Here is a 13778-nt window from a genome sequence, read left to right as displayed (position 1 = left end):
CCTCAGCACCCCCGCGTGTTGACGAAAACGCTGTAGAGCGAACGGCACCCCGCCATGAACAGCCGGTTCCGCCGCCAGCCGCCGAAGGCGACATTGGCCACCCGTTCCGGCAGGTCGATATGCCCGATCGGCGCGCCGCCGGCGTTGAACACCCGCACCCCGTCCAGCCCGTCGCGCCCCATGCCCCAGCCGCACCAGAGGTTGCCGTCCTCGTCCACGCGGAACCCGTCCGGCGTGCCGTCCGCCTCGGCCTCGATCAGCACCCGCGCCTCGCCCAGCGAGGCCCCGTCCGCCCCGACCGGATAACTCAGGATCTGCCGCGGCTCGGCGCGCGAGGCGACGAGGTAGAGCAGCCCCTCATCCGGGGAGAAGGCCAGCCCGTTCGGCCCCGGCACGCCTTCCGCCACCTTGCGCAGCGTCCCCCGCGCCGGATCGGCCCGGTACACGGCGGCCGGGATCTCGGACTCCGCCCGCTCCCCCTCGTAGTCGCCGCCGATGCCGAAGAGCGGGTCGGTGAACCAGATCGTGCCGTCCGACCTCACCACCACGTCGTTCGGCGAGTTCAGCCGCTTCCCCTCGAAACGGTCGGCGATCACGGTGATGCGCCCGTCATGCTCCGTCCGCGTCACCCGCCGCGCGCCGTGCTCGCAGGTCACCAGCCGCCCCTCGCGGTCGCGGGTATTGCCGTTGGCGAAGTTCGACGGCTTGCGGAAGGTGGTGACGCCCCCCGTCTCCTCGTCCCAGCGCAGGATGCGGTTGTTCGGGATGTCGGAAAACAGCAGGCAGCGGTGGTCGCCGAACCAGACCGGCCCCTCGCCCCAGCGCAACCCGCCGCACAGCTTCTCCACCGCCGCGTTCATCACCCGGTACTTCGCGAATCCCCGGTCGAGGTCCCGCAGCCGCGCATCCGGATAGCGCGGCGAGGCCACCCAGGGCGTCTCGTTCGCCGCGCCCGCCTCCGGCGCCGTTTCACCGCTCATTTCCACCTCCCCATGCCATCCTTCCCCGGTTCTCCCCGCCTTGCCCTGCTCGGCCCCAGGGGGGCGAGGAGGAACGGAATACCGCGAGGACCCGACGCAACCGCCGCCGCGAACGCCACGTTTCCTTCGGGAAGACATTTCGAGAGGAAACGATGCGCGGCATCCTTCTGTGGCTGATCGGAATCCCGATTCCCGTGATCATCCTGCTGTGGCTGTTCGGCGTTCTGCACTGACGCGGAACCCGTGCGGGAAGCGGGCCGGAAGGCCCGCTCTCCCATCCCGGCCACGCCCCGCCCTTACCCGGCCAGGCCGGCCACCGACACGATGACGCCCAGCGCCGTGGCGATCCCCTTCGCGCTCTCTTCCGGCGCCACGTCGATCCACTCCTCCAGCGAATGCGCCCGCCCGCCCGTGCCGCCCGAGGCCACGGTGACGGCGGGAATCCCCAGGCTGATCGGGATGTTGCTGTCGGTCGAGGATGCCTCCAGCTTTGGCGCATAGCCCCGCGCCGCGATCACCGCCTCCGCCAGCCGCACGATCCGCGCCTCGCGCGGCGTCGTCCCCGCCGGGCGGTCGCCCACCTGCCTCACCTCCACCTGGATGCCGCCGCGCTTCACGTCGCGCGCCGCGTCCTCGTCCGCCGCCGCCTGCGGCAGCGTGGCCAGGAAACGCTCCTCCAGCGCCGCCAGCGCCTCCGCGGATTCGGAGCGCAGGTCCACCTCCATCCAGGCCTCCTCCGGGATGGCGTTGATCGAGGTGCCTCCGCCGATCTTGCCGATGGAGAAGGTGGTGCGCGGCACCGCCGGCACGCGGATGCGCGACAGGTCGTCCGCCGCCCGCGCCAGGGCGAAGACCGGGTTCACCAGCCCGAAGGCGCCGAAGGAATGCCCGCCCGGCCCACGGAAGCTGACGCGGTAGCGCTTGCTGCCCACCGCCCCGATGGTCAGCCGTGCCGTCTCCAGGCTGTCCACCGCGATGAAGGCCGCCACCCGGTCGCGCAGCGGATGCTCGCGGAAAAAGCTCTTCACCCCGCGCAGGTCGCCCGCCCCTTCCTCGCCCACCGAGGCCAGCACCAGGATGCCCGCCCTGGTCCGGAGGCCCGCCGCGTCCAGCGCGCGCAGGATGGCGAGCTTCACGGCGAGGCCACGGCTGTTGTCGCCAACCCCCGGCCCGCGCAGCACCGTGCCCTCGCGCTTGACGGCCACGTCCGTCCCCTCCGGGAAGACCGTGTCGAGATGCGAGCAGATCACCACCAGCCCGGCCTCCGGATCGGTGCCGGGACGCAGCGCGGTAACGTTGCCCTCCGCATCCCGCGCCACATCCGCGAGCCCCTGGGCCCGCAACATCTCCATATAGGCCGCCGCCCGCTTCGCCTCGCCGAAGGGCGGGGAGGCGATTTCGGCGATGCGGATGATCTCCTCCACCGTGCGGTCATGATCCTGGCGCACGAAGGCATCCGCCTTGCGGAAGGCCTCCCCGGTCAGCAGGCGCGACACCTCGCCCGCGACCTCCTGCCCGCTGGCCGAGACCAGGGCCCCCCGCAGCGCGGGCGGCATGGCGGGTTGGGACAGGTCGTTCATGGCAGGGCCTCCGGAATTCCGGGCGCGGAGGCTCCGCCCGTTGCCCGGCCCGGTCAAGGCCGGCTCCGGACGGATACGGCCCCGCAGGCCCGCGCCGTCAGGCGCGGCGCCGCCCGGAAAAGCCCGCCGCGCGCCTCACGCCCTCAGCGCGCCTGCTCCAGCACATAGACATGCGGTGCATCCGCCGGCAGCGTCTCCGGCGTCAGCTCCAGGCTCGGCCCGCCGACCCGCGTCACCCGCTCCGGCGGCACCCGCGCCAGGAAGGTCTCGACCGGCTCGATCTGCAGGATGCCGCGCGGGTTGTAGTAGTGCATCGGGATGATCACCCTCGGCCCGATGGCCTCGATCGCCGCGTCCAGGTCGTCCAGCGCGATGGTCGCATGCGCGCCGGTCAGCGCCAGCAGGATGTCCACCTGCCCGCGCAGCGCCTCCAACTGCTTCGGGTCCACCGGATTGCCGATATCGCCCATATGCAGCACCCGCAGCCCGCCCAGGGTGAAGTGGTAGAGCGCGTTGGCATCCGGGTCCCGCCCCGCCGCCGCCTGGAAGTCGAAGGTCAGGCTCTCATAGGCGGGAAAGGAGTGGATCGGGATGCCCAGCACCTCCACCCCCTCGGGCGGCAGTTCCAGCGTGTTGATCACCACCGGCTCGCCCCGGATGTGGCTGGGGTCGGAATGGAACTCGTCGGTGGCCGAGCTCATCAGCACGAGGTCCGCCGGCTCGTCGATCGGGTCGAAGCGGCTGAGCGGCGGCTTGTAGGGATCGGTGACCACCACCACCCCATCCGCTTCCAGCCGGAAGCTCGCATGCGCGTAGAACGTGATCTTCACGGCAATCCTCCTCCTTCCCCATCCGGGGGGTGAACAGGCCCGCCGCCGGCCTCAGCTCCGCAGCACGGAACCGGCCGGCGCGGCCAACGGGGCAGCGGCCTTCGCGGTCACGGCACGTCCCTTCAGCGACAGGGCCGGCCGTTCGATCAGGAACCAGGACGCCCCCGCCAGGACGACGGTCGCGGCCAGCGCCATCAGGTTCACCACCATCGGCTCGGCCCCGCCATGCATCCACTGGATGATGGCCTGCTGCATCGGGAAACTGTAGAGGTAGATCCCGTAGGAGATGTCGAACCGGTCGAGCCCGCTCAGCCCCTTCAGGCGATAGGCCAGACTGATGACGAACCACGGCCAGGCCAGCAGATAGATGGCCGGGAAGTACCGCCAGTCGTGCTGGCCCAGCAGCAGCGCCGCCAGGACCAGCAGGCCCGCCACGAGCGTCACGGGCGCCGAGACCGCCCATGGCCGCCCGATGAGCTGGATGAGGCTCCCGCCCGCGAAAAGGATCATGAACCGGTTCAGGTGATAGAGCTCCAGCGCGCCGGAATACTGGAAGAGCGTGGCGCCCTTTGGAAACACCGTGAACAGGTTCAGCAGATAGGCGGCCAGCACGATCACGCTCACGCCCCGCCAGTTCAGGGCGCCGCACCAGCCGATCAGCAGCAGGAGCAGGTAGCAGGTGGTCTCCATCGGCAGCGTCCAGAGCGACCCGTTCACCACCGCCGTGCCGTTCTGCGCGAAGACGCCCGGCAGGAAAGGCTGCCAGACATAGATCGTCGCGTTCAGCAGGTAGGCGAAGGTCCCCGGCTCGGACCAGTAGTGCTCCGCCGTCGTCAGCCACGGGCCCAGCACGAAGACGGACAGCAGGCAGACCACCAGCAGGGCGGGAAAGATCCGCAGGAACCGGTTCCGGAGGTAATGCAGCGCGTCCGGCTGCCGCCGCAGCGAGCCGCAGATCAGGAAGCCGCTGATCGCGAAGAACATGTCCACGCCGAAGGTGCTGGCCGGCAACAGCCCCGTGAGCACCATGACCGGATCGGGGCTGGAACGGCCCAGCACATAGCCATGCGTGAAGAGCACCAGAACCGCCGCGAAGAGCCGCAGCGCCGTGAAGCCGTTTTCCCTGCCCATGCCGCGAAAACCCAGATATCGCCCTTGTAACGGCCTCTGCCGCCAAAAGATGGCAGCCATACGCACCGGAAGGGCTGGGCTTCGCGGGCATGCCGGACCGCCCCGATGCTTCCGGCGCCATGCCGGCCCAGGCCCGGCTGCCGCCCCCGGGATGAGCTTCGGGTCCGGAGGGCGGGCGCGCCCCCTGCCGCAGCCGTCTCCTTCCGCTTCCCGCATGGCATCCGCCGCCCCGCCCGGCTATACGCTGCCTCCCATGCGATACGTCTCCACCCGCGGCGAGGCTCCGGCCCGCGACTTCCCGGGCGTCCTGCTCGCCGGCCTGGCCGAGGATGGCGGCCTCTTCGTGCCCGAGACCTGGCCCTCCCTCGCCGCCGCCGAATGGCGCGCGATGCGCGGCCTGCCCTATCCGGAACTGGCCGCGCGCATTGTCGGCCTCTTCACCGGCGGCACGATCCCCGAGGCCGCCCTGCGCCGCATGACGGAGGAAGCCTATGCCTCCTTCAACCACCCCGCCGTGGCCCCGCTGGTGCAGCTCGACACCCGCACCTTCGCGCTGGAGCTCTTCCACGGCCCGACGCTCGCCTTCAAGGACATGGCGATGCAGCTCCTGGGCCGGCTCTTCGACCATGTGCTGGCCGAGCGGGGGGAGCGCGTGACCATCGTCGGCGCCACCTCCGGCGACACCGGCTCCGCCGCCATCGAGGCCTGCCGCGACCGCGCCAACATCGACATCGTCATCCTGCACCCGCAGGGCCGCACCTCCGAGGTGCAGCGCCGGCAGATGACCACCGTCCTTTCCTCCAACGTCCACAACCTGGCCGTGGAGGGCGATTTCGACACCTGCCAGGATCTCGTGAAGGCGATGTTCGCCGACGCGCCCTTCCGGCGGGAGATGAACCTTTCCGCGGTGAACTCCATCAACTGGGCCCGCGTCGCCGCCCAGATCCCCTATTACGCCTATGCCGCCCTGGCCCTCGGCGCCCCCGACCGCCCGGTCGCCGTTTCCGTCCCCACGGGCAATTTCGGCAATGTCCTGGCCGCCTGGGCGGCGCGGAAGATGGGGCTGCCGATCGAGCGGCTGATCATCTCCTCCAACCGCAACGACATCCTGCCGCGCTTCTTCACGGCCAACGACATGTCCGCCCGGCCGGTGGAACCCTCGCTCTCCCCCAGCATGGACATCCAGGTCTCCTCGAACTTCGAGCGCCTGCTCTTCGAGCTGCTGGACCGCGACCCCGCCGCCACCGCCCAGGCCATGCGCAGCTTCCGCGAGACCGGCCGCATGCCCGTCCCCGACGCCGCCTGGCAGCGCGCGGCGGAACTCTTCCGCGGCGTGGCCCTGGACGACGCGGGCACGCTGGAGGAAATGCGCCGCGTCCACGCCGCCACCGGCTGGCTGCCCGACCCGCACAGCGCCACCGCGACCCATGCCGCCCGCGCCCTGGCGCCCGAGGACCCGGCGATCCCGGTGATCGTCGCTGCCACAGCCCATCCCGCGAAATTCCCCGACGCGGCGGAACAGGCGGTTGGCTTCCGCCCCGCCCTCCCCCCGCACCTCGCCGATCTCTTCAACCGCGAGGAACGCCTGGAACTCCTCCCCGGCGACCTCGCCCAGGTCGAGGCCGCCGTCCGCCGCCACGCGCGCCGCAACCGTGCCTGACGCCCCGGCGGCCCCACGCCGCCGGCCTCGCCATGCAATGGGTGCCCCTGACGGCCAGCACCGGGAGCCAGTGCTGGCTGCGCTCGGGGGGGGGATGGCTTCCGGCCCCGGCACGCGGCGTCATGGCCGCCTGCCCACAATTCAGCGATGGGACCCTAACCCCCCACCAGCGCCGGACGTTCCCGGAAAGTCATCTGCGGACCCCAGCCCCGCACATCTTCTTCCAGGAGCCCGTCCATGCCCGGGAACGACGACTTCACCCCCCAGTCCGGCATCGCGTCCTTCGTCGGCACGCACTTCATCTACACCTATGCCAATGGCTGGAAGTACGAGTGGTATGCCCGCAACGAGAGGACCTGCGACTACCGCATCCACCACGGGCTGGTGGGCGGCCGCTGGGTCACGCGCCAGGCGATGAACCTCGTCCAGATCGCCCCCGCGGTCTTCAAGGCCGACTGGCACGAGCCGACCGGAACCTGTGTCAGCCTTTGCTTCGACACGGCGCACCGCTTCGTGCACGGCACGATCTTCTTCCCGCAATGGATCGCCGGGAAGGACGGGCATCCGGAGAAGACCATCTGCTACCAGAACGAGTTCACCGAGGACATGCACCGCTTTCGCGATGCCGGCCCCGCCTATCCCTATGTGATCATCGGCGAGTTCGCGAAGATCACCTTCATGGAACAGCGCGGCGCCGACAACGACGAGGTCATCTCCCTGGCACCGGGCCAGCTCCCCGACGGCTATCTCGACCGCAGCAACTGATCGCGGCGACAGGCCGAAGCGGCTGGTGACGGCGTCCGGCCTTCCCGTTCCGGAAAAGTATGTTTCCGGAATTGCAACTTTTGCGGGAATAACGTCTCATGCGGTGAAACAACCCGATTCGGATCGCTGCCCGCATGGTCTCGTCCCTGACCTACAACGTCGCTAGCGATTGGGGCGCCGGCTTCGTCGCGAACATGGCCCTCCAGGCCGGCGACAGCGCCCTGAACGGCTGGCTCGTGGAATTCGACGCCGCCTTCACCATCACCAACCTCTGGGGCGGCGAGATCGTCAGCCATGTCGGCACGCATTACGTCGTGCGGAACCTCTCCTGGAACGCCACCGTCCCCGCCAATGGCCAGGCCAGCTTCGGCTTCCAGGCCACCTCCGGCAGCGCCGGCAGCCAGGCCAGCAACCTGACCCTGAACGGCACCACCAGTGAGCCAGCCGTCCCGCCCGCGATCTCCGTGGCCGATGTCTCGGTCACCGAGGGCGACAGCGGCACCAGGCTCCTGACCTTCACCGTGGCGCTCTCCAAACCCGCCGCCAGCGCGGTCAGCCTCCACTACGCGACGGCGGACGGCACCGCGACGGCCGGCAGCGACTACGCCGCCGCCTCCGGCACCCTCACCTTCGCCGCCGGCGAGACCAGCAGGACCATCAGCATCGCCATCCCCGGCGATACGGCGGTGGAGGCGAATGAGAGCTTCCTGCTCAACCTCTCCGACGCGAGCGGCGCCACCATCGCCCGCGCCAGCGCCACCGGCACCATCCTGAACGACGACACCGCGCCGCTGCCCACCCTCTCCGTCGCCGACGCCTCCGTCACCGAAGGCAACAGCGGCACCAAGGCACTCTCCTTCACCGTCAGCCTCTCCGCCGCCGGCAGCACCCCGGTCACCGTCCACTACGCCACGGCGGACGGCACCGCGACATCGGGCAGCGACTACACGGCCGCCTCCGGCACCCTCACCTTCGCCGCCGGCGAGACCAGCAAGACCGTCAGCATCGCCATCCTCGGCGACACGGCGGTGGAGGCCAACGAGGCCTTCACCCTCACCCTCTCCCAGCCCGGCGGCGCCACCATCGCCCATGGCACCGCCACCGGCACCATCCTGAACGACGACACCGCTGCCCTGCCCGGGCTCAGCGTCAGCGACACCTCCGTCACGGAAGGCAACCCGGGCACCTCCGGCACCGGTTCCGGCACCGCCGCCACCGGCTGGTTCAGCACCCGCGGCAACCAGATCGTCGATGCCGAGGGCGACATCGTGAAGATCGCCGGCGTGAACTGGTTCGGCCTGGAATCCTCCAACGAAGCCCCGCACGGCCTCTGGGCGCGCGGCTACAAGGAGATGATGGACCAGATGGTGGATCTGGGCTTCAACACCATCCGCCTCCCCTTCTCCACCGACCTGCTGCACGGCGGCACGCCCAGCGGCATCGACTTCAGCAAGAACCCGGACCTGCAGGGCCTCACCGGCCTCCAGATCATGGACCGGATCGTGGACTATGCCGGCCAGATCGGCCTGCGCATCATCCTCGACCACCACCGCAGCGATGCCGGCGCCGGCACCTCCGGCAACGGCCTCTGGTACGATGCCACCCATCCGGAATCGCAGTGGATCAGCGACTGGCAGATGCTGGCCGCCCGCTATGCCGACGACCCGACCGTCATCGGCGCCGACCTGCACAACGAACCCTATAACGGCACCTGGGGCACCGGCAGCGCCACCGACTGGGCCGCGGCGGCGGAACGCGCCGGCAACGCCATCGGCAGCGTCAACCCGAACTGGCTGATCTTCGTCGAGGGCATCGGCACCTATGACGGCCAGAACTACTGGTGGGGCGGCAACCTCATGGGCGTGCGCGACCGCCCCGTCACCCTCGATGTCGCCAACAAGCTCGTCTACTCGGCCCACGACTACCCGAATTCGATCTACGCCCAGCCCTGGTTCCAGAGCGCGAATTTCGGCGACACGCTGACCCAGAAATTCGACCAGATGTGGGGCTACATCTACAAGGAAGGCATCGCACCGGTCTATCTCGGCGAGTTCGGCACGAAGATGACCGACGCCAAGGACCTCGTCTGGCTCGACAAGATCACCGCCTATCTCTCCGGCGACCTCGACGCCAGCGGCACCCACGACATCGCCGCGGGCCAGCAGGGTATCAGCTGGACCTGGTGGTCCTGGAACCCGAATTCCGGCGACACCGGCGGCATCCTCCAGGACGACTGGACCTCGGTGAACACCGCCAAGGTGGCGGAGCTGCAGCCGATCCAGTTCAGCCTCGACGGCAGCACGGCCACCCCCGGCACCACGGGCGACGCCCATGTCGCCCTCTTCACCGTCACCCTCTCCGCCGCCTCCGCCAGCGAGGTCACGGTGGATTTCAGCACCACCCCCGGCACCGCCACGGCGGAGGACTTCACCTCCCTCTCCGGCAAGCTGACCTTCGCCCCGGGCGAGACCAGCAAAACCGTCGCCATCGCCATCAAGGCCGACAGCACGGCCGAGGCAGACGAGACCTTCTCCCTCATCCTCTCCAGCCCCTCCGGCGCCACCATCCTGGACGGCACGGGCACCGCCACCATCCTGAACGACGACGGCACGCCCTCCACCGGTGGCTCGACCGGTGGCTCGACCGGCACCGGCTCCACCGGCACCGGCCTCGACGCCAGCTTCGCTGTCACCAATGCCTGGAACAGCGGCTTCCAGGGCGCCGTCACCGTCCACAACGAGGGCACCACCACGGTCTCCGGCTGGGAGTTCGAGCTGCGGATCAGCAGCGAGATCACCCAGATCTGGAACGCCGAGATCGTGTCCCGCACCAGCACCGGCTACATCATCCACAACGCGGCCTGGAATGGCGGCATCGCTGGCGACGGCGAGGTCAGCTTCGGCTTCCTGGCCAACGGGCAGGTCAACCCGGCCCAGGTGGACTTCGTCTTCTGACCGGGGCGGATGCGGCCCCCCTGATATCGCCGCACCCGGTTCACCCGGGCGGCGGAATGGGATAGTCCCGCCCCAGTCCCCGGCCGCCCCGCCTTCCGCCCCGGCACCGGCCGGGGCGCCCTGAGGGGAAACCTTGAGGGGTCACCCAAAGGGAGCCCCCACGGGCCGGACCATCCACGGCGGCGGAAGGACCGGCATGCCCTCTTCCACCTCGTGGCGCGATCGCCTTCCGGCCCGCCGATGACCGCCCCGCTCGCCATGGTGCTGGGCCTCCTCGGCCTGGCGATCGCGATGTTCGTGACCGGCCGCCCCCGCACGGATGTGGTGGCCCTGCTCATGCTCCTCCTCCTGCCGCTCACCGGCACCGTCACGGTGCCCGAGGCCCTGGCCGGCTTCGGCGATTCCAGCGTCCTCCTGGTGGCGGCCCTCTTCGTCGTCGGCGAGGGCCTGGTCCGCACCGGCATCGCCCGCCAGCTCGGCGACTGGCTCCTCGCCCGCGCCCATGGCAGCCCCACCCGCCTCATGGCGCTGCTGATGCTGATCGTGGGCCTCACCGGCTCGGTGATGAGCTCCACCGGCGTGGTCGCGATCTTCATCCCCGTGGTGCTGCGCATCTGCACCCGCCTCGGCATCCCGCCCGGCCAGCTCATGATGCCGCTCAGCACCGCCGCCCTCATCAGCGGGATGATGACCCTCGTCGCCACCGCCCCCAACCTCGTGGTCCAGGCGGAGCTGACGCGGCAGGGCCTGCCCGGCTTCGGCTTCTTCGGCTTCACCCCCTTCGGCCTGCCCATCCTCCTGCTCGGCATCGGCTACATGCTGCTGGCCCGCCGCTGGCTCTCCGGCGTCCCGGCCGAGGACGGCGCCCCGCCCGGCGCGCGCACCACCCTGCGCCAGCTCGTCGAGGACTACCGCCTCCAGGACCGCGCCCACCGCCTGCGCCTGCGCGCGGGCTCCTCGCTCGCCGGCCAGCGGCTCGACAAGCTCGCCCTGCGCGCCCGGCACGGGCTCAACGTCATGGCCGTGGAACGCCCCGCCCGCTTCGGCACGGAAACCTTCAGCCCCACCGCCGAGACGGTGCTGCGCGCGGGCGACGAGCTGCTGGTGGAACTGCCCGCCACGCCGGAAACACTGGCGGAGATCGCCCAGCGCCTGGGCCTCCAGCCCCTGCCCATCGAGCGCTCCGACCTCGCCCAGCGCCCCCGCGCCGTCGGCATCGCCGAGATGATCGTCACCCCCGGCGGCGAACTCGCCGGCAAGTCGGTGCTGGAGGCGAAGCTGCGCTCCCGCCTCGGCCTCACCGTGGCCGGGCTGCGGCGCGGCAACGCCCCGGTGATCGAGGACATGCTGGCAACCCCGCTCCAGACCGGCGACTCCCTGCTGGTGGTCGGCCCCTGGGCGGATATCCGCCGCTCCCAGCGCGGCCGCCGCGACCTGCTCCTGCTGAACCAGCCGGAGGACCTGGAGGAACTCACCCCCGCCGCCACCCGCGCCCCCCAGGCCCTGCTCAGCCTCGCCGTCATGGTGGTGCTCATGGTCAGCGGCCTGGTCCCGAACGTCCAGGCCGCCCTCGTCGCCGGCCTGATGATGCTGGGCTTCCGCTGCCTGGACATGGACAGCGCCTACCGCGCCATCCACTGGCCCAGCCTGGTCCTCATCGTCGGCATGCTGCCCTTCTCGCTCGCCCTCCAGCGCACCGGCGCCATCACCATCGCCGCCGACGCGCTGATCGCCACCGTCGGCACCGCCGGCCCCCATGCCCTGCTGGCGGCCCTCTTCGCCCTGACCGCCGTCACCGGCCTCTTCATCTCCAACACCGCCACCGCGGTCCTCATGACCCCCGTCGCCATCGCCACCGCGCAGGAAACCGGCCTCTCCCCCTATCCCTTCGCCATGATCGTGGCCCTGGCCTCCTCCGCCGCCTTCATGACCCCCGTCTCCTCCCCGGTGAACACCCTGGTCATGGGCCCGGGCCGCTACCGCTTCGGCGACTTCCTCCGCATCGGCCTGCCCCTCGCCGTGCTGGTGATGGCGGTCAGCGTGGCGCTGGTGCCGCTCGTCCTGCCGCTGCGTTGATCTGGCCGCCGTTGCGCCGTCCCGGGGGAAGGCCCTGCCTTCCCCCGGGACGGCGCAACGGCGGCCAGGACGCTGCGCGCCCTGGACCCGGTGAGCTGGCGCTTGCTGTCAGCGGGGTCGCGTTGGAGCGCATGACGCTCCAGCGGCTGCAAGCGACCCTTCCACGACATTGGTGCTCGCTGACGCAAGGTCGTATGCAGCCAAGCATAGACCTGCAACACTTCTATGGATTGGGTTATTCTTCCGCCGGCATGTTCGATTCGCTGAACCTTTTCCACGAAACGCTTGGGCCATGAGCGTTGAAGCCCCAAGGACTGGTATGAAAGCGGCTCCGCTGAACGAGCCGCTGAATGCCGCCCTTCCTGCAAAGATCAAGACGGAAATCGAGCGCTTAGAAGAGGACTGCACTCATTCGGCCAAGTCGCATTTCAATGCCAGTGCCCGCTGGACTCGCTACAACTCTCTCATCGGTGTGCCTTCCATTATCCTTAGTGCACTCGCAGGTACCGCTTTCTTCAAAGACTACAGCGCGGTTGCTGGGCTTATGACGAGTGCCGTCGCAGTGCTGACTGCCTTGATGACCTTCCTCAAACCAGCAGAGCGTGCCTCCGAACACAAGAAAGCCGGTGACCAGTATCTCACGCTGCGCAACGATGCCCGAATCTTTCGGGAGATTGAGGTCGACCAAGTTCGCGATGCGCCGGCCGCCCTCGCCGCCCTTTCCGGGTTCACCAAACGGCGCAACGAGTTGAACCAAGCGAGCCCGCAGTTTTCGGATGGTGATCGCAGGAGGGCACGAGCCGGGATTGAGCAGGGCGAGGCAACGCACGTCGTCGACAGGAACAAGTCCTGATGTCGGTCTTGAGCTACTTGCAAACACGCGCTAGCAATGCCGTACTCTCTTCCGATGAGCGAAACTCTATCGCCATCTCAACATCGAGCCTGCAGAACAGGCTGATCCGACATTTTCCTGGCGAACTCGCCGAACAATTCCGCTTCGGCTCCTTCACCCGCGACACCATCTTGCCGCGCAAGATGGATGAGCGATCCGATATTGATTACATGATTGTCTTCAAGGAGGGGGGCTACACTCCACAGACCTACCTCGACCGCCTTCGCCGCTTCGTCAGCACATACTATCAACGGTCTGAAATATATCAGTCGAGCCCGACTATCGTTTTGGAGTTGAACCACATCAAGTTTGATTTGGTACCGGCTTTGAAGCGTGCATGGGGTTCCGGCTACCAGATACCAAATGGTTCTGGCGGGTGGCAGGACACTGAACCCAACGACTTCAACCAAGTCTTGGAAGATACGAACAAGAGCAATTCCTACCTTATCAAGCCAACGATCCGGCTCGCCAAGTTCTGGAACTCTGACGCTCGATATATTTTCGATTCGTTCTTATTTGAGAAATGGATCATGGCGCTGAGCTACTGGAGCGTGAGCAACCAGAGAGACTACCTCTTCACGGTTTTCGATAATCTCTCCACCCACAGCGTCAGCGAGCAGTGGCGTAAGGACCAGATTGAGCGGGCGAAAAAAATCGTTGCCAAAGTCCGAGAGCTTGAGCGCGACGGGATGCCGTATATGGCTGAAGCGGAAGTGAAGAAGCTGATACCGGAATAGGGTCCTCAGTCCCTGCTTTCCCAGCGCCGGCAACGTCTGTAGCGCGACAATGGAACTCGGAACCGGGCGGCAGATCTAGCCAAGCCAGCGCGGAGGCGTAAATCTGGTAGGCATAGCCCCCTAGGGAGGCAACGGTCTCGCGCGCGACGTCGCCAACGATCCGTTGGTTGGCG

Annotated in this window: 10 protein-coding genes; 6 read left to right on the top strand and 4 right to left on the bottom strand. The window is 68.7% G+C overall.

The features are described from left to right. Window positions 1-2: 2 nt before the first annotated feature. The 4 genes from RGI145_RS02385 to RGI145_RS02370 all read right to left on the bottom strand — a co-directional run bounded on the left by RGI145_RS02385 (window position 3) and on the right by RGI145_RS02370 (window position 4521). The gene (locus RGI145_RS02385) at window positions 3-980 is read right to left on the bottom strand and encodes an SMP-30/gluconolactonase/LRE family protein (protein WP_075797083.1); all 978 of its coding nucleotides are present in this window, start codon (window positions 978-980) and stop codon (window positions 3-5) included. Window positions 981-1276: 296 nt separating this feature from the next. After that, window positions 1277-2560: a M20/M25/M40 family metallo-hydrolase gene (locus tag RGI145_RS02380; RefSeq protein WP_156878407.1), complete on the bottom strand. Its 1284-nt coding sequence runs from the start codon at window positions 2558-2560 to the stop codon at window positions 1277-1279. A gap of 143 nt (window positions 2561-2703) precedes the next feature. Beyond that, a complete protein-coding gene (locus RGI145_RS02375) occupies window positions 2704-3390 on the bottom strand; it encodes an MBL fold metallo-hydrolase (RefSeq protein ID WP_075797082.1) in 687 nt (228 codons plus the stop codon). A 51-nt stretch (window positions 3391-3441) separates the two neighbouring features. Then, complete coding sequence (locus tag RGI145_RS02370) at window positions 3442-4521, bottom strand: acyltransferase family protein (RefSeq protein ID WP_075797081.1); 1080 nt, start codon at window positions 4519-4521, stop codon at window positions 3442-3444. 253 nt (window positions 4522-4774) lie between these two features. On the opposite strand from RGI145_RS02370, the gene thrC reads away from it, so the two are divergent. The 6 genes from thrC (at window position 4775) to RGI145_RS02340 (ending at window position 13605) form a co-directional block, all read left to right on the top strand. Continuing rightward, window positions 4775-6181 carry a threonine synthase gene (thrC, locus tag RGI145_RS02365; RefSeq protein ID WP_075797080.1) on the top strand — a complete coding sequence of 469 codons (1407 nt, stop codon included), beginning with the start codon at window positions 4775-4777 and terminating at the stop codon, window positions 6179-6181. Between the two features lie 237 nt (window positions 6182-6418). Continuing rightward, window positions 6419-6946 (top strand): phenolic acid decarboxylase, encoded by a 528-nt coding sequence (locus tag RGI145_RS02360; protein WP_075797079.1) that lies wholly within the window; start codon window positions 6419-6421, stop codon window positions 6944-6946. 134 nt (window positions 6947-7080) lie between these two features. Next, window positions 7081-9900, top strand: coding sequence for a Calx-beta domain-containing protein (locus RGI145_RS02355; protein WP_075797078.1), 2820 nt, complete (start codon window positions 7081-7083; stop codon window positions 9898-9900). Window positions 9901-10140: 240 nt separating this feature from the next. Further along, on the top strand, window positions 10141-11976 hold the full coding sequence (locus RGI145_RS02350; RefSeq protein WP_075797077.1) for an SLC13 family permease: 1836 nt from the start codon (window positions 10141-10143) through the stop codon (window positions 11974-11976). A 292-nt stretch (window positions 11977-12268) separates the two neighbouring features. Then, window positions 12269-12829 carry an SLATT domain-containing protein gene (locus tag RGI145_RS02345; RefSeq protein WP_237183171.1) on the top strand — a complete coding sequence of 187 codons (561 nt, stop codon included), beginning with the start codon at window positions 12269-12271 and terminating at the stop codon, window positions 12827-12829. Beyond that, a complete protein-coding gene (locus tag RGI145_RS02340) occupies window positions 12829-13605 on the top strand; it encodes an SMODS domain-containing nucleotidyltransferase (RefSeq protein ID WP_075797075.1) in 777 nt (258 codons plus the stop codon). The genes RGI145_RS02345 and RGI145_RS02340 overlap by 1 nt, the downstream gene beginning before the upstream one ends. The last annotated feature ends 173 nt before the right edge of the window (window positions 13606-13778 follow it).

The organism is Roseomonas gilardii (assembly GCF_001941945.1).
Classification (GTDB): domain Bacteria; phylum Pseudomonadota; class Alphaproteobacteria; order Acetobacterales; family Acetobacteraceae; genus Roseomonas.
Note: the sequence above shows the minus strand (reverse complement) of the source record. Positions and strands in the feature narration are given on the sequence as shown.